The following is a 16,275-nucleotide window of genomic DNA, read 5'->3' as shown; positions in this document are numbered from 1 at the left end:
AGGCTGACCCCGGCATGAACACCCTTTTTAAAATTGGACTTATTGCGGGCCTGCTGTTGTCAGGCCCTTCCTTTGGTGCGGAGAACATTACCCGCGCCGACCAGATTCCACAGCTACACGAAGATGCGCAAGATCCCACCGTCAGTGAACGTGTTACCTCACGTTTTACGCGTTCACACTATCGTCAGTTCGATCTGAATCAGGATTTTTCAGCGAAAATTTTTGATCGCTACCTGAATATGCTCGATTACAGCCATAACGTGCTGTTGGCGTCCGATATTGCCCAGTTTGCTAGCAAGAAAACCACGTTGGGCGATGAGCTGAGAAGCGGCAAGCTGGACGTATTTTACGATCTCTATAATCTGGCGCAGAAACGCCGCTTTGAGCGCTATCAATATGCGCTGAGCGTGCTGAACCGCCCAATGAATTTCACTGGCAATGACACCATCGACATTGACCGTGCCAAAGCGCCCTGGCCGAAAGATCAGTCTGAGCTGAACGCGCTCTGGGATGCGAAAGTTAAATACGATGAGTTGAGCCTTAAGCTGGCAGGCAAAGACGACAAAGAGATTCGCGAAGTGCTAACCAAGCGCTATAACTTTGCCATTCGTCGCCTGGCCCAAAGTAACAGTGAAGACGTTTTCCAGCTGGCAATGAACTCTTTTGCTCACGAAATCGATCCGCACACGAACTATTTATCGCCACGCAACACTGAACAGTTCAATACCGAAATGAGCCTTTCACTGGAAGGTATCGGCGCGGTGTTGCAAATGGATGATGATTATACCGTCATTAACTCGATGGTCGCAGGTGGACCCGCAGCGAAAAGCAAATCGATTACGGTGGGCGATCGCATTGTAGGTGTCGGCCAACCAGGCAAGCCAATGGAAGATGTTATTGGCTGGCGTCTGGACGATGTCGTCGCAAAAATCAAAGGTCCGAAAGGCAGTAAAGTTCGCCTTGAAGTGTTACCCGCCGGTAAGGGCACCAAAACCCGCACTGTTACGCTGACGCGCGAAAAAATTCGTCTTGAAGATCGTGCTGTGAAGATGTCGGTGCATAACGTCGGTAAAGAAAAAGTGGGCGTGCTGGATATTCCAGGCTTCTACGTTGGCCTGACTGATGACGTTAAAGTGCAACTGCAAAAACTTCAGAAGCAGAATGTCGACAGTATCGTTATTGACCTGCGTACCAACGGTGGCGGGGCCTTGACGGAAGCCGTTTCATTGTCCGGTTTGTTTATTCCAAGCGGCCCGGTTGTGCAGGTGCGTGACAATAACGGTCGCGTACGTGAAGACAGCGACAACGACGGCGTTGTTTATTATAAAGGCCCATTGGTTGTACTGGTTGATCGCTTCAGTGCTTCCGCTTCTGAGATCTTTGCTGCAGCTATGCAGGATTACGGCCGCGCGTTGATCGTCGGTGAGCCGACCTTCGGTAAAGGCACCGTTCAGCAGTATCGCTCGCTGAACCGTATTTATGATCAAATGTTGCGTCCAGAATGGCCAGCGCTGGGTTCAGTGCAGTACACCATTCAGAAGTTCTATCGCATCAATGGCGGAAGTACGCAGCGCAAAGGTGTGACGCCTGATCTGCTGATGCCAACCGGCGTAGAAGCGGCGGAAACCGGCGAGAAATTTGAAGACAACGCATTACCGTGGGATAGCATTAATGCAGCAACCTACGTTAAATCTGGCGATGTTAAGCCGCTGGTTCCGCAATTAACGAAAGATCACGCTGATCGTATCGCTCAGGATCGTGAATTCCAGTACATCATGAAGGATATTGCGCGTTTCAATGCGATGAAGGAGAAACGCAATAGGGTTTCCCTCAATCTTGCTCAACGTGAGAAAGAGAACCATGAAGAAGATGCGTTACGTCTGGAACGAATCAATGCGCGTTATCAGGCTGAAGGCAAGAAACTGCTGAAGAACCTGGACGATTTGCCGAAAGATTACAAAGAGCCCGATCCTTATCTGGACGAGACGGTAAATATTGCCAACGATCTCGCGAAGATGGATAAGGCCCAGCCAGAAGCACAAGCGGCTAGCGCGAAGTAACCGCTAAGCGTTAATAAAAGCACCGCCTGGCGGTGCTTTTTTTTGGCTGCGATTTGGTATTTTCGGTCACTAATTAGCGTGGCTAAACGAGATGAAATTTTGCGCAGTGGGCAAAACAAGATTAAATGTAAAGTTATGTCTTTTTAGGCACTTAAACATTAAGGTTGCTTGAAAACCCGCGCAATGCTCATAGGATATGTATCCGCGCATATGCGCGTGAACTACTGAGGAAGATTAACAAATATGATGCGTATTGCTCTTTTCCTGATGACCAACCTGGCTGTGATGTTGGTATTCGGGCTGATTCTCAGCCTGACAGGGATCCAGTCAAGCAGTGTTCAAGGCCTGATGATTATGGCAGGTCTGTTTGGCTTCGGCGGTGCGTTTGTTTCACTGCTGATGTCGAAGTGGATGGCGTTGCGCTCGGTCGGCGGTGAAGTGATTGAACAACCACGCAATGAAACAGAGCGTTGGTTGGTTGATACTATTGGTCGCCAGGCGCAGCAGGCAGGTATTAAGATGCCGCAAGTCGCGATCTATCATGCACCGGATATCAACGCCTTTGCTACCGGCGCACGTCGTGATGCGTCGTTGGTGGCGGTTTCAACCGGTTTACTGCAAAACATGAGCCGTGATGAAGCAGAAGCGGTACTGGCACATGAAGTGTCGCATATTGCCAATGGCGATATGATCACCATGACGCTGATCCAAGGCGTGGTGAACACCTTCGTGATCTTTATTTCACGTATTCTGGCGCAAATCGCGTCTGGCTTTATGTCAGGCAATCGTGACGGAGAAGAGAACAGCAACGGGAATCCGCTGGTCTATTTTGCGGTCGCAACTGTGCTGGAACTGGTTTTTGGCATTCTTGCCAGCATCATTACCATGTGGTTCTCTCGTCATCGTGAATTCCACGCGGATGCGGGCTCGGCCAAACTTGTCGGTCGTGAAAAGATGATAGCTGCACTGCAACGCCTGAAAACCAGCTACGAACCGCAGGAGCCAAGCAGCATGATGGCTTTCTGTATCAACGGTAAAGGCAAGTCGTTCAGTGAGTTATTTATGTCTCACCCGCCGTTGGACAAACGCATTGAAGCGTTACGTAGCGGTCAATATCTGAAGTAATTCGCACTAAATGAAAAGGCGACGGAAACGTCGCCTTTTTTGTGCCTGACGATCAGCGGGTCGCGCGGTCTTGTGTCATGCGCGACAGGCTAATGATTGCCGCTACGCTGGAAAATGTCCCTGCCAACAGCAGCGATGCATGGGTGCCATTATCACCAAACAGATTAAATAACAGTGCAACCAAGGCCGCTCCCATGCTTTGGCCTAATAATCGTGCCGTGCCCAGCATGCCACTGGCACCGCCGCTGCGATTACCTGGAGCCGAAGTGATAATCGTATGATTATTTGGCGATTGAAACAGACCGAAACCTGCCCCGCACAGCACCATGCGCCAGATGATATCCCAGTCCTGCGGTTGTGAAGGCAACATTGCCAGCAAGAACAAACCCGTCGCGAACACCGCCAAACCAATTCCACCCAATAAGCCTGCATGAAAGCGTTCAATCAAACGCCCCGCAATAGGCGCTAATACCATGGTTGCCAGCGGCCACGGCGTCAACAGCAAGCCCGTTGCCACTTCATCCCGGCCTAAAACGTTTTGTAGGAAAAAGGGCAGTGAAACCATTGCCAACATCTGGGCGCAAAAAGAGCAGACTGACGTGCCCAGCGACAGGCTAAAGATCGGAATGCGCAGCAGATCAACCGGCAGCAACGGTATCGGCATACTCAGTTGGCGACGGATAAAAAACCAGCCGACAATGATCAACGCGATAACTTCGCCAGCCACCAGCAGATGACTCAGTCCCTGCGAAAAGCCGCTTAACGCTGAAATCAGCAGTCCAAAGAACAACGCATTCATGATGGCGCTGGGAATATCGAATTTCTGTGATTTGGTTTTTTGCGTGTTGTCCGGTAAATAACGCAGGGCGAACCACAGCGCAATCAAGCCAAGCGGAATGTTAATCAGGAACAGCCATTTCCAGCTTGCCACCGAAAGTATGGCTGCGGCTACGGTCGGGCCTGCGGCCGTCGAAACTGCCACGATCAGCGAATTGATCGCCATGCCGCGTCCCAGATAGCGCTGAGGATAGATGATGCGTATCAGCGCCGTGTTCACGCTCATTAATGCAGCACCACCAAACCCTTGCAGTACGCGAGCAAAGGTTAACATCGTCAACGAAGAGGAGAGGGCGCAAAACAGCGAAGTGGCGATAAACATCGCCAGACCAACCTGATAAACGCGCCGATAACCCAGCATATCACCCAAAAATGAGAGCGACAGCAGTGAAACGATGATTGCGATTTGATAGGCATTCACAATCCACACGGATTCAGCCGGGCTGGCATTCAGCTCGCGGGAAATCGTGGGCAAAGCCACATTTGCAATCGCGCCATCCAGCACCGCCATAGTAATGCCTAAGGCGATAGTGAGAATGGCACCATAACGTTGCGGAACCGGTAATCCGTCTTGAGCAAGGGAAGGAGACATAGAGCTGAGTAGCGCCAATAAGTAAAGTAGGTGAATATCATCATGCTAATGAATTCACAGAGCAAAAGCATCGCGTTTACGCATAAATTTTATCTTAAAATATGTCTTGTGACGTAAACGATTGCCGTCGTGCCGGGCATAACTCTATACTGGTCCCTCGTTCCGTTTTTTTTGAAACATATTTGGAAAGGTGCAAGATGTCCTTAGCTGATAACGACAAACAGCCCGATTCGGTCTCCTCGGTACTGAAAGTGTTTGGCATTTTGCAGGCGCTCGGCGAAGAACGCGATCACGGTATTACAGAACTCGCGCAGCGCGTGATGATGTCAAAAAGCACCGTGTACCGCTTCCTCCAAACCATGAAGTCACTCGGTTACGTTACGCAGGAAGGTGAAAGTGAAAAATATTCGCTGACGCTTAAACTGTTCGAGCTGGGAGCCAAAGCGTTGCAAAACGTTGATCTGATCCGCAGTGCTGACGTGCAGATGCGAGAGCTGTCGCGGCTGACGAAAGAGACCATTCATCTCGGTGCGCTGGAAGAAGACAGCATTGTCTATATCCATAAAATCGACTCGCTGTACAACCTGCGTATGTACTCGCGCATCGGCCGCCGTAATCCTTTGCATACCACCGCCATTGGCAAAGTGTTATTGGCATGGCGCGATCGTAGTGAAGTAAAAGAGATTTTGAGCGAAGTTGAGTTTAAACGCAGTACGGCCAACACGTTGGTCAGTGCGGAATCTTTGCTTGAAGTTCTGGACCAGGTAAAAGTTCAGGGTTTTGGTGAGGACAATGAAGAGCAGGAAGAGGGTTTACGCTGCATTGCGGTGCCGGTGTTCGATCGTTTTGGCGTCGTGATTGCCGGGCTAAGTATCTCTTTCCCAACGATTCGCTTTTCTGAAGATGCAAAACAGGATTATGTGGCGATGCTGCATCGGGCGGCACGCACGCTTTCTTCTGAAATGGGATATCATCAGTACACATTCTAAAAAAGCGGGCTGATTAGCCCGCTTTTTTAATTAATTATCAACCACTTCACCACTTTTCTTCAGTAGCGGGCAATCTGTAACGCCAACCACACCGCTGTCGGTATGCAGATATTGTGCGGTAATCACGCCACGCGCAGTCAGGTAACTACACTGCAATCCCAGCCCGGCAGCGTTTTTATTACTGCCTGTCAATACACCGTAGCCGGTGAGAAGCATTGCCATCCAGATAACGCCGATCACCACGATCGCCCGAATAAAAAGTTTCATTTTGTCTCCTTGTGATACATAACGCAGCTATCCGCTTATTGCTGCTACTCGTGATAATAACAGCATGCCTCGCTTTTCTCGCTGAATCGATCAGAGATAACTGAAACGGGAAAATCTGCATTGCAGCCGTACCCATTACCATTTGGCCTTGCTACAGGTAGAATGCGCGGTTGAACTGTTCTTTAGCACAAGCAAGGGTAAGACGAGGCCGTTATGAATGATTTAGCCGCAAATTCGGGTCCACTGGTCAGTTATGGCGTATGGATTATTATCCTGATCGTGGCGTTTATCGCCTGGTTTTTCATCAACCGGGCCAGCGTACGTGCCGGTGAGCAGATTGAGCTGTTGCAATCTCTGCTGGAAGAACAAAAAAAGCAAAACACCTTGTTGCGTCGTTTAGTCGATGCTCAACCGGGCGCCGAAGAAAAGAAACATGGGGAAGAACAGGATAAGCGAGATTTTATTCGTCTGATTCCAGAACGTTAATCATTAATGGAGGCTGGATGGCTTGGAAAAATCCCTGGTTTGATGGAAGTAAACCGCACCATACACCTGAAGGCTTTCGCAATCTCGAACCTGATTTGCGCCAGAGCGGTGATTTAAAACGCTGGCGCAAAGAACGCAAAGAACAAGGCCTGCCGCATCCGCCGAAGGCGGGTTATCCCGCTTTTATTGAGCATTGGTGTCATCCCGCAGATTTAAGCGGAGAAGACGATCGCGTTTGGTGGCTGGGTCATGCCGCGTTGTTGTTGCGTCTGAATAAGCACTACATCTTAATCGATCCCGCGTTGTCGAAGCGCGCATCACCTTTTGCTTTTGCCGGGCCGCAGCGGAAAACGCCGTCGCCGCTCGATATCCACCATTTGCCTCGGCTTGATTACGTCTTAATTTCGCATAATCACTACGATCACCTTGATAAACCTACGGTGAAACGTATTGCGCGCCGCTTTCCACAAGCCAGATTTATTGTTCCGCTGGGATTAGCGCGTTGGTGCCATCAGCATGGTTTACGTCATGTCCATCAACTGGACTGGTGGCAGCATATCGAGTTTGCCGGTATCCGCATTGATGCTGTTCCCGCGCGCCACTGGAGCATGCGAACAGTGTATGACCGAAATCGCTCTTTATGGTGTGGGTGGGTAATCAGAACGCCAACCCTGCGTTTTTGGTTTTCAGGAGACAGCGGATATTCTGAAAAACTGCCTGAGATAGCCAAACGGCTGGGACCTTTTAATCTTGCAGCGTTGCCTGTGGGTGCTTACGCACCAAAATGGTTCATGGGGGGGCAACACATGGACCCTGATCAGTCTGTGTCACTGTGGCGTGCCATCGGAAAACCTTTGACCATTCCCATTCACTGGGGCGTGTTTGAGTTAGCTGATGAATCACTGGATGAACCCCCCGCAGAGCTCATGCGCGCCCTACAAAGTGCAGGAGAAGATAACACCCGTTTTTCAGCATGGCGAATAGGGGAAAGTCGGGGGCTGGAGAATATCGACCAGGATAAATCCTAAAGCATCAAAATTAAATCGTGTGCAATTTAATTTTGTTCAATATCAATTTTTCACACATTTAGAAAAAATGGTAATAAACAATAGGTGCGCAATTGCTTTTAATTGGGGCAGCTGTAAATCCTCTTTCCTGATTTTGGTGCAATATCATATTAAAAATGTACGGATTAAATAGCGTTGTACAAGATTAACGCTTCGCTTATTCGCAACTCACTTGTAAGTCAGTTTAATTTAACTTTAGCATTGCCATATTAATGAAATATAGTTTTCTTAAGGTTATCCATTGGTTTAGCGCGCTTTAGTTTTGTTCGTGAAGCGTTGGTATCAGCGTTAACTGGCTCTGATGAATAGTGACTATCCTAATTTTCAATAAACGCCGACTCTGTTTTGTACCAAGATGGACAAAGTCTGCGAGCTGTTTGGCAATTATGTGTTAAGCATCAATTGTCGATTAAAAATGGCTTGCCATTAATTTACAGATATGTGATAACAATTCGTAGGTTAACGAGGTACAGTCCTGTTTATGTATGGCATCTTCAGTAAAGAAGTTACGAGTAAAGACGTTGACGTTGAATACCGCTTCCTTGCCGAACCTTAATAAGTGCCTCATTCAGTAATGTCTCTGGTTTCTCTGTAGGTCAGCCTTCGGGCAAAATAAACATTCTAAGGAATTTGCAAAATGGCAAAGATTAAAGGTCAGGTTAAGTGGTTCAACGAGTCTAAAGGTTTTGGCTTCATTACTCCTGCTGACGGCAGCAAAGATGTGTTCGTACACTTCTCTGCTATCCAGGGCAATGGTTTCAAAACCCTGGCTGAAGGCCAGAGCGTTGAGTTCGAAATTCAGGACGGCCAGAAAGGCCCAGCTGCAGTTAACGTAACTGCTATCTAATTTCGTCCACAGACCTGGTGCTTTGCACCGCTGACACGAATCTTAAAGCCCTGACCAATCGGTCGGGGCTTTCTTTTGCTTTCGATGCAGCAGGGTTCAGAGTACACTTCGGCGCGTTATTTTTTTTCCGGAGTGCTTCATGTCGTTGATTTGCCCGCTTTGTCATCTTCCTCTTTTGCTTAACGATCGCAGCTGGCACTGTGAGAATCGTCATCAATTTGATCAGGCAAAAGAGGGCTACGTCAATTTGCTGCCCGTTCAGCATAAAGGGTCGCGCGAACCCGGTGACAGCGCAGAAATGATGCAGGCGCGGCGCGAATTTCTTCAGGCTGGGCATTATCAACCACTACGCGAGCGTGTCGTTGAACTGCTCGCCGGGCATCTTGGTCAGACAAGTGTGCAATTGCTGGATATCGGTTGTGGCGAAGGGTATTACACCGCAGCCATGGCCGCGCATTTCACCGGGCAGGTTTATGGGCTTGATGTAGCGAAAATGGCGATTCGCCTCGCTGCTAAACGCTATCGGGATATCCTGTTCTGCGTTGCGTCCAGTCAGCGATTGCCTTTTGCGGATGCTTCACTCGATGGCATTGTCAGAATTTATGCCCCCTGCAATGAAACTGAGCTGGCACGAGTGATAAAACCGGGCGGCGTTATCCTTACAGTGACGCCAGGCGCGCACCATTTACAGCAACTTAAAGCGCTGATTTATCGAGAAGTACAATTGCATACGCCAGAAGAAAAAGTCTATGCAGGTTTTGAGCAAGCAGCGCAACATTCGCTGCGCTACAGCATGACCTTGAGCGGGGGCGATGCGGCGAAACTTTTACAAATGACGCCGTTTGCCTGGCGTGCGCGGGAAGAGGTTTGGCAAACCCTGCAACAAACCAACACTTTTGAGTGTGATGCCGATTTCACGTTGACGCTCTGGCGCCGAGATTAACGCGCTTCAACTAACGTCTGATAGATGCGTTCCAGATCGTCGAGTTGCTGCACAGCGATTAGCAAGCGGCGCTGCTCCAGTTGCATAACCAGAATGCCATCTTCGGAAAGATTGATGCTTTGAATGCGGGTGTAATCAATCCACACGCCCGCGTAAAACAGCCCCTGATTTTTCATGAGCAGTTTCGGCTTACGCAGCCAAAACAACCAAAATGCCAGAAAGCACAACACTAACAGCAGTGTGGTTGTTTGTTGCGGGCCTTGGTGTGAAACATTATTCCACAGCAGAATGAGCAGTAGGCCGATAAAAATCAGGCTGTCTATTTTGTGTCGACGGCGTAAGGAAACGCGCAACAGAGTAGGGCCACGTCGACGCGGTAAAACAGCTTCATCATAAACAGCGAAGATCAGCAGTGCAGCAATACAGAGCACGATGATAGCGTCGGTCAGTGACATTATTCTTCCTCAAACGAAATTATCTCAACCGCTCAGGCTCAGATAAGTACGCTAAAAAATCGGGAGCTAACGCTCCCGACATTTCACATTTACAGACCTAAAAAGCCGATCCAGTAACCAAAAATACCAAGGGCAAAGAAGCCAACGATGATCCACAGCGCATTGACCTTGCGGCGTAACAGCCACATGCAGCCGAACGTCAACAGCAATGGCACCACGCCAGGCATCAGCTGATCAAGGATGGATTGCACCGTCGTTACCGTGGTTTTCCCGGTCTGATCGGTGATACGTGATACCACCAACGGGATATTCACGTGCGTCCACTTGTTTACCAACGCGCCCATGACAAACAGGCCAAGAATCGACGCGCCCTCCGTCAGTTTTTGCAGGAAGCCGCCGCCCATATCGCTGACAATATCAATCCCTTTGCGATAACCGTATGCCACACCGTAGTAACGCGTAAGCAAGCGGGCAACGTTGAACAGGATAAAGAACAGTAAGGGCCCCAGCAGGCTGCCGCTCATGGCGATTCCCGCGCCCAAGGCGGCAAACACCGGACGTACAGTACCCCAGAAAATAGGATCGCCTACGCCTGCCAAGGGTCCCATTAATCCAACTTTGAGACCGTTAATTGCGCCATCATCAATGGCTGCACCGTTAGCACGCTGCTCTTCCATTGCCATGGTAACGCCTAACACTGGCGCTGCCACGTAAGGATGGGTATTAAAGAACTCAAGGTGACGCTTAATTGCCTGTTTGCGATCGTCATTGTTCTCAGGATAGAGACGACGAATGACCGGCACCATTGAAAAACAGAATCCCAACGCCTGCATGCGTTCAAAGTTCCATGAACCCTGAAACAGGTTTGAACGCAGGAATACCGCACGTACATCGCCTGGCGTCAGCTTCTTCTCAACCTTTGTGATATCTACCATGTTGTCACCTGTTCCTTAATCAAGTTCGTTGTCGAGGTCATTAGCTGACGGACCTGCGGCAGGCGCACCGGCCACGCGGTTATATTTAGGACTAAGCTGGATATACAGCACCGCCATCACAACGCCAATCACGCCCAGCGCGACCAGGTTGAAGTTGGTGAAAGCCGCAGTAACGAAACCCAGATAGAAGAACGGCATCAGGTAGCCTGCGCGCATCATATTAATGACCATCGCATAACCTACGACCACGATCATGCCACCGGCGATGTTCAAGCCGTTGGTGACCACTTCAGGGATGGAGCTGAGTAATGCATGAACCGCACTGGTGCCGACTGAAATCGCCACGATCAACGCAGGAATGGCAATACGCATCGCTTGTAACAGCAAGGCCGAGACGTGGATCCACGATATAGCGGTGAGGTTACCTTTCTCTGCTGCTTTATCAGCAGCATGTTGAAAGGCTACGGTAAGAGTACGAACAATAATCGTCAGAACTTGTCCAGCAGCCGCTAGCGGAATGGCCAGTGCGATACCCGCACCCACGCTTTGACCACCGGCAATAACCAGTATGGTGGAGATAATTGAGGCGAGGGCGGCGTCAGGCGCTACGGCGGCCCCAATGTTCATCCAACCCAGTGCAATCATCTCCAGCGTACCGCCGATAATGATCCCGGTTTTCATATCGCCCAGCACGGCACCAATCAAAGTACAAGCCACCAGCGGACGGTGAAATTGAAACTCATCAAGAATGGACCCCATACCGGCAATACAGGCGACGATAAATATTAAAACAATTTGTAGTGCGGATATTTCCATCATACTTCTTGTCCTCAGCAGGATAGCGAAATTGAGCCTACTCGCGCAGGCGCATGTGGCTGCAAATTACGCGTTAACCTTCGCAATGAGATCCATCATTTTCAGTTTCGGGTCGTTGGAGACTTTGCGCACTTCCAGCTCAATGTTGCGTTCATTTAATTTGCGGAAAGCGGCGATATCTTGCTCATCGACCGATACCGCGTTATTCACTTGTGTTTTGCCCTGGCGAAATGCCATGCCGCCGATATTAACGGTTTTAATATCGACCCCTTGTTCAACGACACGCAGTACATCGGTAGGATTGGTAAACAGCAGCATCACGCGGTCACGTCCATATTTCGGGTTGTTCCAGACGCGAACCATTTTGTCGACATCAACGACGTGTGCCGTTACGCCGGGCGGCGCAACCTGAGTCAGCAGCGTTTTACGCACATGATCCTTGGCGACTTCATCACTTACGACGATGATGCGGTTAACGTTAGTCTCTTTTGTCCAGCGGGTAGCAACCTGGCCATGAATCAATCGGTCATCAATGCGCGTCAGACCAATCTTCATATGGTCACCGGGTGCCATAGGTTGTTGTGGTTGTGCTGCAGCAGGAGCGGCCTTAGCGGGAGCAGGTTCTTCCTCTTTGGCTTTAAGCGCTTTTACGCCTTCACGTCCCGTTTCCACGGCGATGGCAACCAGTTCATCAAAACCCGGATCGTCATCGCGCGCCATCAGCGTTTCCACTAGCATGGGAATGTTTACCCCAGCCACGACGTCATGATTCTCTTTATCAACTACCACGCGGCTGGCCGCGTTAAAAGGGCTGCCGCCCCAGGTATCCACTAAAAATAACACGCCTTTTGCGGTATCCAGCTCTGCAAGACGTGCCTGATATTTCTCGATAAGCGTTTCTGCATTTTCACCGGGCACGAAGTCGATCCATCCGACATTCTCCTGCTCACCCAACAGCATTTCTGCTGTTTTAAGCAGTTGTTCGGCTGCCCAGCCGTGTGTACCAATTACAATAGCAATGGTCACGTGCTACCTCCGTTCGCTAGAGAGGTTCATCTGAAGTGAATGAACCGTTAAGAGTTATCGCTTCGGTTACATCAAACTAGGTGTAGCCTGATCATTTGGATACGTTTGAAAATTCATCAGTTAACAGTGTTCGGGCTAGAAGTTCGCGATTTATTTTAGTGATCGAAAAAATAAATTATGTGATGTTTGTCAGTTATTCAGCGCCTAACTTCTGGAATTTGAATTTTCAGCACGCTTACGCCATCACGCAGCAGATTGTAAAGGTAAGAAAATTTTTTGACGCCATTGCACTAACTGTTACATTAACGATCTGTTTATTATTCAGGAGTAACGGGCATCAGCCCACCTTTATGGATCGTCACCGACGTCGCTTAACCTGTTCTTTGCGCCTTCTGGCGCGTCATTTCACGCCTGACGGCGTATTCACTGCTCATTCAAATGCATTTTTGTCACGCCCAATGGTGCTGGCACACTCTCGCGCAATCTGTTCCTCGTTCAGGAGTCATTAATGGAAATTCTATTCGACCCCTCAATTTGGGCGGGTTTACTCACGCTTGTCGTGCTGGAAATCGTTTTAGGCATCGACAACCTGGTGTTTATCGCCATACTGGCCGACAAACTGCCACCGAAGCAGCGTGATAAAGCGCGTCTGATCGGTTTGTCACTGGCCTTGGTCATGCGTTTGGGTTTGTTGTCGCTGATCTCCTGGATGGTGACGCTAACGCGGCCCCTATTCAGCGTAGGCGATTTCAGCTTTGCTGGACGAGATTTAATCTTGTTGGCAGGGGGGCTGTTCTTGCTGTTTAAGGCAACGATGGAACTGCATGAGCGGCTGGAAAACCGTCAGCTTGAAGGTTCAGGTAATCGTGGCTACGCCAGTTTCTGGGCGGTGGTGACGCAAATTGTGGTGTTAGATGCGGTGTTCTCACTCGACGCGGTGATTACCGCTGTAGGTATGGTAAACCACTTACCGGTGATGATGACCGCCGTGGTCATTGCCATGGGTGTGATGTTGTTGGCGTCAAAGCCGCTGACGAATTTCGTCAACGCGCATCCAACCGTAGTGGTGCTGTGTCTGAGCTTCCTGCTGATGATCGGTTTGTCGCTGGTGGCGGAAGGTTTTGGCTTCCACATTCCTAAAGGGTATCTCTACGCTGCCATTGGCTTCTCAATCCTGATTGAGATGTTCAACCAGATTGCACGTCGCAACTTCATTCGTCATCAGTCGCATCGTCCCATGCGTGAACGTACCGCAGAAGCTATTTTGCGCTTAATGGGTGGAAGAAATCGCGCGCAGCCAACAAGCAGTGAAGAATCAGCCTTAGCCGAGGCGATGCCACAGGAAGCGTTTAAAGATGAAGAACGCTACATGATCAATGGTGTTCTGACGCTGGCATCACGTTCTATTCGTAGCATTATGACCCCGCGTGGTGAAATTTCTTGGGTAGACGCCAATCGTCCGGTTGATGAGATTCGCGTTCAGCTGCTTGATACGCCTCACAGCTTGTTCCCTGTATGTCGGGGTGAACTGGATGAAATCGTCGGTGTAGTACGGGCGAAAGAGCTGTTAGTGGCGCTGGAACATGGTATAGACGTAGCGTCCTTTGCTGCAAATACGCCGACCATTGTTGTGCCGGAAACGCTGGATCCGATCAACCTGCTAGGTGTTTTGCGTCGTGCCAAAGGCAGTTTTGTTATCGTTACCAACGAGTTCGGTGTAGTTCAGGGTTTAATTACCCCGCTAGACGTGTTGGAAGCTATCGCCGGTGAGTTCCCGGATGAAGATGAAACGCCGGATATCATCGCAGATGGCGACGGTTGGTTAGTAAAGGGTGGAACGGATCTGCATTCATTGCAGCAGCTACTCGACTTTCATGAGTTGGTCGATCCTGAAGAGGATCATGCATCACTGGCCGGTTTATTGATTGCTCAGAAAGGTCAGCTGCCGCTGCCGGGTGAAGTTATTGATATTGCGCCACTGCATTTCCAAATTATCGAAGCGACAGATTATCGCGTTGACCTGGTGCGTGTGACCAAGGACAAGCCTTACGATGAAGATGAAGAACAGCAGGCGTAAAGCGAAATAATCGAACTTAAAACGCACCGTTGATCGGTGCGTTTTTTTTGATTTATGTTCTGGTCGAAGCAGTGAAAGAGCAGGTTAAATTATTAAGCTTCAATGTCACTTTGATGGTGTTCCAGCCATGCCGGGAAATCTCCCAGCGGCATCGGGCGCGCATAATAATAGCCTTGCAGATGATCAACGCCACGCTCTCTTAAGTAGGCCGCTTGTTCCGCCGTTTCAACACCTTCTGCAACCAGACTGATATTCAGGCGCTGCGCCAGCGATATCACCATATCCGTTACGGTAGCGTTAATTGCATCGGTGCCAATTGCAGCGGTAAAAATCTTGTCGATTTTCAGAACATCCGGCTTCAAATCTTTTAGGTAGGAAAGCGAGCTGTGTCCGGTTCCAAAATCATCAATCGCCAGCCGAACGCCAATCTCATGCAGCTGAGAAATCACTGATTGATCGACGACCGGCAGTGCATCCCGCTCGGTTAATTCAACAACCAACTTCGGCACAGGGTTAGCCGGCCACCAAAGGTGCTGCAGATCCTCTACAATCGCCCGATTGCGGAAGTGGCTGGCAGCGACGTTAATGGCAATATGAAAGGAAGGGCAGCGCGGCAGAATAGGTAAATGTGCAACGACCTGATTCAGTACAAAGCGGGTGAGCGGAGCAATCAGATTCTGACGCTCAGCCAGCGGAATAAACACGTCGGGTGCAATCCAGCCCTGCCGCGCGTTATGCCAGCGCAGCAGTAACTCAATGCCATCGCACTCGCCTGTTTTGGCGTTGATCAGCGGCTGGCAGTAAACCATAAATTCGTTAGCCGTAATGCCATAGCTAATTTGCCAGCTCAGACTCATGCGATTAGCCGTTGCCAGCCAGACGATATAACCCATTAGCAGGCTTAACAGCAAGGCCAGCGGAAGCTGGGAAGGCAACGTCGCCAGTGCCAGTCGCGTAGGCGAAGGGCCATACAGCGTGATACTAAATGGATAACGTAGCGACGCTTCGTTGTAGCTCACCTCATCCTCTGAAGGCACCGTTGGTTCAATCAGCGGATTGCCATATTCCAAACTGTCGCCATTAACGTTAAGAATCGCTCGCTCAACCCACGGCAATTGAGGCTCAAGCAGATAATTGCTCATCAACTCAATATTAATGACCTGCAATATACCGGAGTGGTTATCGATACTTTTAGGTGTCCAGAGCAGCAAAACCGGTGAGCCTTTTAGCAAAAAATTATCGGTTGATAACATCATGCGCTGATTATTAATGGCGAGTTCAGGGTAATTCTGACTGAAAGAGATATCGCGAGGACCATAAATACTGGAGCAGTAAATGGTGTCATTTTCCACCAGCAAAATAGCGCGTACAGTTTGTGAGGCGGCTATTTTTTCGATCAGCGGAAAGCGTACATCACTACAGGAAACGCCCACCAGTCCCAGCGTGTTATTCGCTGAAACATCTAACGGCGAGAACATCCGATCAAAACGCATAATGGCGTTATCGGCAAAATTAAGTGCTCGCTGCTCTATACGTGACTTCTCTTCAATAAAGCGAAAAGCCAGAGTCAAAATAAGAACGATGGCGGCGATCACCAGCGCAATAAGCAAGCGCTTGCGCCTGAATTGTCCAACAAATTGCTGGGCCATGAGCATCAGTAACCACCTTCCCAAGAGCAAGAGAAATCCAATATAACGGGGTTGTTATCGGCACGACACGGTCCAGGTTTAGGCCATGTTCCTGAAAACGGCAC

Annotated in this window: 16 protein-coding genes; 9 read left to right on the top strand and 7 right to left on the bottom strand. The window is 49.6% G+C overall.

The features are described 5' to 3' along the window. Nucleotides 1-14 precede the first annotated feature (14 nt). Together prc and htpX are read left to right on the top strand one after the other, a co-directional pair. Nucleotides 15-2,060: a carboxy terminal-processing peptidase gene (prc, locus tag SC127_RS15375; protein ID WP_243077787.1), complete on the top strand. Its 2,046-nt coding sequence runs from the start codon at nt 15-17 to the stop codon at nt 2,058-2,060. A gap of 243 nt (nt 2,061-2,303) precedes the next feature. Further along, nucleotides 2,304-3,185 carry a protease HtpX gene (htpX, locus tag SC127_RS15370; protein WP_215846625.1) on the top strand — a complete coding sequence of 294 codons (882 nt, stop codon included), beginning with the start codon at nt 2,304-2,306 and terminating at the stop codon, nt 3,183-3,185. A gap of 52 nt (nt 3,186-3,237) precedes the next feature. Here the strand turns inward: htpX and SC127_RS15365 are convergent, their stop codons facing one another. Beyond that, nucleotides 3,238-4,614 carry an MFS transporter gene (locus SC127_RS15365; RefSeq protein WP_332627068.1) on the bottom strand — a complete coding sequence of 459 codons (1,377 nt, stop codon included), beginning with the start codon at nt 4,612-4,614 and terminating at the stop codon, nt 3,238-3,240. Between the two features lie 197 nt (nt 4,615-4,811). On the opposite strand from SC127_RS15365, the gene kdgR reads away from it, so the two are divergent. Next, nucleotides 4,812-5,603 carry a DNA-binding transcriptional regulator KdgR gene (gene kdgR / locus SC127_RS15360; protein WP_215846626.1) on the top strand — a complete coding sequence of 264 codons (792 nt, stop codon included), beginning with the start codon at nt 4,812-4,814 and terminating at the stop codon, nt 5,601-5,603. Between the two features lie 30 nt (nt 5,604-5,633). Here the strand turns inward: kdgR and SC127_RS15355 are convergent, their stop codons facing one another. Further along, complete coding sequence (locus tag SC127_RS15355) at nt 5,634-5,870, bottom strand: YobH family protein (RefSeq protein ID WP_215846627.1); 237 nt, start codon at nt 5,868-5,870, stop codon at nt 5,634-5,636. Nucleotides 5,871-6,083: 213 nt separating this feature from the next. Here SC127_RS15355 and SC127_RS15350 point away from each other — a divergent pair, with 213 nt between their 5' ends. The 5 genes from SC127_RS15350 (at nt 6,084) to rlmA (ending at nt 9,213) form a co-directional block, all read left to right on the top strand. Then, nucleotides 6,084-6,356: a YebO family protein gene (locus SC127_RS15350; RefSeq protein WP_215846628.1), complete on the top strand. Its 273-nt coding sequence runs from the start codon at nt 6,084-6,086 to the stop codon at nt 6,354-6,356. A gap of 17 nt (nt 6,357-6,373) precedes the next feature. After that, complete coding sequence (locus SC127_RS15345) at nt 6,374-7,384, top strand: MBL fold metallo-hydrolase (RefSeq protein WP_332627067.1); 1,011 nt, start codon at nt 6,374-6,376, stop codon at nt 7,382-7,384. Between the two features lie 520 nt (nt 7,385-7,904). Further along, nucleotides 7,905-7,979 carry a DUF2627 domain-containing protein gene (locus SC127_RS22625; RefSeq protein ID WP_110866451.1) on the top strand — a complete coding sequence of 25 codons (75 nt, stop codon included), beginning with the start codon at nt 7,905-7,907 and terminating at the stop codon, nt 7,977-7,979. A gap of 81 nt (nt 7,980-8,060) precedes the next feature. Next, complete coding sequence (cspE, locus tag SC127_RS15335) at nt 8,061-8,270, top strand: transcription antiterminator/RNA stability regulator CspE (protein ID WP_003852684.1); 210 nt, start codon at nt 8,061-8,063, stop codon at nt 8,268-8,270. A gap of 139 nt (nt 8,271-8,409) precedes the next feature. After that, on the top strand, nt 8,410-9,213 hold the full coding sequence (gene rlmA / locus SC127_RS15330; protein WP_243077790.1) for a 23S rRNA (guanine(745)-N(1))-methyltransferase: 804 nt from the start codon (nt 8,410-8,412) through the stop codon (nt 9,211-9,213). On the opposite strand, the gene SC127_RS15325 is transcribed toward rlmA, so the two are convergent. The 4 genes from SC127_RS15325 to manX form a co-directional block, all read right to left on the bottom strand. Then, entirely contained in the window at nt 9,210-9,668 is a 459-nt protein-coding gene (locus tag SC127_RS15325; RefSeq protein WP_215846630.1) for a DUF986 family protein, read from the bottom strand. The two genes, rlmA and SC127_RS15325, sit on opposite strands and share 4 nt — an antisense overlap. Before the next feature lie 89 nt (nt 9,669-9,757). Next, nucleotides 9,758-10,603: a PTS mannose transporter subunit IID gene (locus tag SC127_RS15320; RefSeq protein ID WP_243077791.1), complete on the bottom strand. Its 846-nt coding sequence runs from the start codon at nt 10,601-10,603 to the stop codon at nt 9,758-9,760. A gap of 15 nt (nt 10,604-10,618) precedes the next feature. Continuing rightward, nucleotides 10,619-11,419: a PTS mannose/fructose/sorbose transporter subunit IIC gene (locus SC127_RS15315; RefSeq protein ID WP_215848266.1), complete on the bottom strand. Its 801-nt coding sequence runs from the start codon at nt 11,417-11,419 to the stop codon at nt 10,619-10,621. Between the two features lie 66 nt (nt 11,420-11,485). After that, nucleotides 11,486-12,445, bottom strand: coding sequence for a PTS mannose transporter subunit IIAB (gene manX / locus SC127_RS15310; RefSeq protein ID WP_332627066.1), 960 nt, complete (start codon nt 12,443-12,445; stop codon nt 11,486-11,488). Nucleotides 12,446-12,953: 508 nt separating this feature from the next. On the opposite strand from manX, the gene SC127_RS15305 reads away from it, so the two are divergent. Then, nucleotides 12,954-14,522, top strand: a complete 1,569-nt coding sequence (locus SC127_RS15305) for a TerC family protein (protein WP_215846632.1) — start codon at nt 12,954-12,956, stop codon at nt 14,520-14,522. Between the two features lie 92 nt (nt 14,523-14,614). Here SC127_RS15305 and SC127_RS15300 read toward each other — a convergent pair whose 3' ends face one another. After that, a complete protein-coding gene (locus tag SC127_RS15300; RefSeq protein WP_215846633.1) occupies nt 14,615-16,177 on the bottom strand; it encodes an EAL domain-containing protein in 1,563 nt (520 codons plus the stop codon). Nucleotides 16,178-16,275 lie beyond the last annotated feature (98 nt).

Origin of the sequence: Pantoea sp. T14, assembly GCF_036663535.1 — a bacterium.
Classification (GTDB): domain Bacteria; phylum Pseudomonadota; class Gammaproteobacteria; order Enterobacterales; family Enterobacteriaceae; genus Pantoea; species Pantoea phytostimulans.
This window is presented reverse-complemented; position numbering and strand designations above follow the sequence as displayed.

Excerpts from the sequence above, each read along its gene's own strand:
- prc (WP_243077787.1), top strand. The coding sequence starts at position 15 with ATGAACACCCTTTTTAAAATTGGACTTATTGCGGGCCTGCTGTTGTCA.
- htpX (WP_215846625.1), top strand. The coding sequence starts at position 2,304 with ATGATGCGTATTGCTCTTTTCCTGATGACCAACCTGGCTGTGATGTTG.
- SC127_RS15365 (WP_332627068.1), bottom strand. The coding sequence starts at position 4,614 with ATGTCTCCTTCCCTTGCTCAAGACGGATTACCGGTTCCGCAACGTTAT.
- kdgR (WP_215846626.1), top strand. The coding sequence starts at position 4,812 with ATGTCCTTAGCTGATAACGACAAACAGCCCGATTCGGTCTCCTCGGTA.
- SC127_RS15355 (WP_215846627.1), bottom strand. The coding sequence starts at position 5,870 with ATGAAACTTTTTATTCGGGCGATCGTGGTGATCGGCGTTATCTGGATG.
- SC127_RS15350 (WP_215846628.1), top strand. The coding sequence starts at position 6,084 with ATGAATGATTTAGCCGCAAATTCGGGTCCACTGGTCAGTTATGGCGTA.
- SC127_RS15345 (WP_332627067.1), top strand. The coding sequence starts at position 6,374 with ATGGCTTGGAAAAATCCCTGGTTTGATGGAAGTAAACCGCACCATACA.
- cspE (WP_003852684.1), top strand. The coding sequence starts at position 8,061 with ATGGCAAAGATTAAAGGTCAGGTTAAGTGGTTCAACGAGTCTAAAGGT.
- rlmA (WP_243077790.1), top strand. The coding sequence starts at position 8,410 with ATGTCGTTGATTTGCCCGCTTTGTCATCTTCCTCTTTTGCTTAACGAT.
- SC127_RS15325 (WP_215846630.1), bottom strand. The coding sequence starts at position 9,668 with ATGTCACTGACCGACGCTATCATCGTGCTCTGTATTGCTGCACTGCTG.
- SC127_RS15320 (WP_243077791.1), bottom strand. The coding sequence starts at position 10,603 with ATGGTAGATATCACAAAGGTTGAGAAGAAGCTGACGCCAGGCGATGTA.
- SC127_RS15315 (WP_215848266.1), bottom strand. The coding sequence starts at position 11,419 with ATGGAAATATCCGCACTACAAATTGTTTTAATATTTATCGTCGCCTGT.
- SC127_RS15305 (WP_215846632.1), top strand. The coding sequence starts at position 12,954 with ATGGAAATTCTATTCGACCCCTCAATTTGGGCGGGTTTACTCACGCTT.
- SC127_RS15300 (WP_215846633.1), bottom strand. The coding sequence starts at position 16,177 with ATGCTCATGGCCCAGCAATTTGTTGGACAATTCAGGCGCAAGCGCTTG.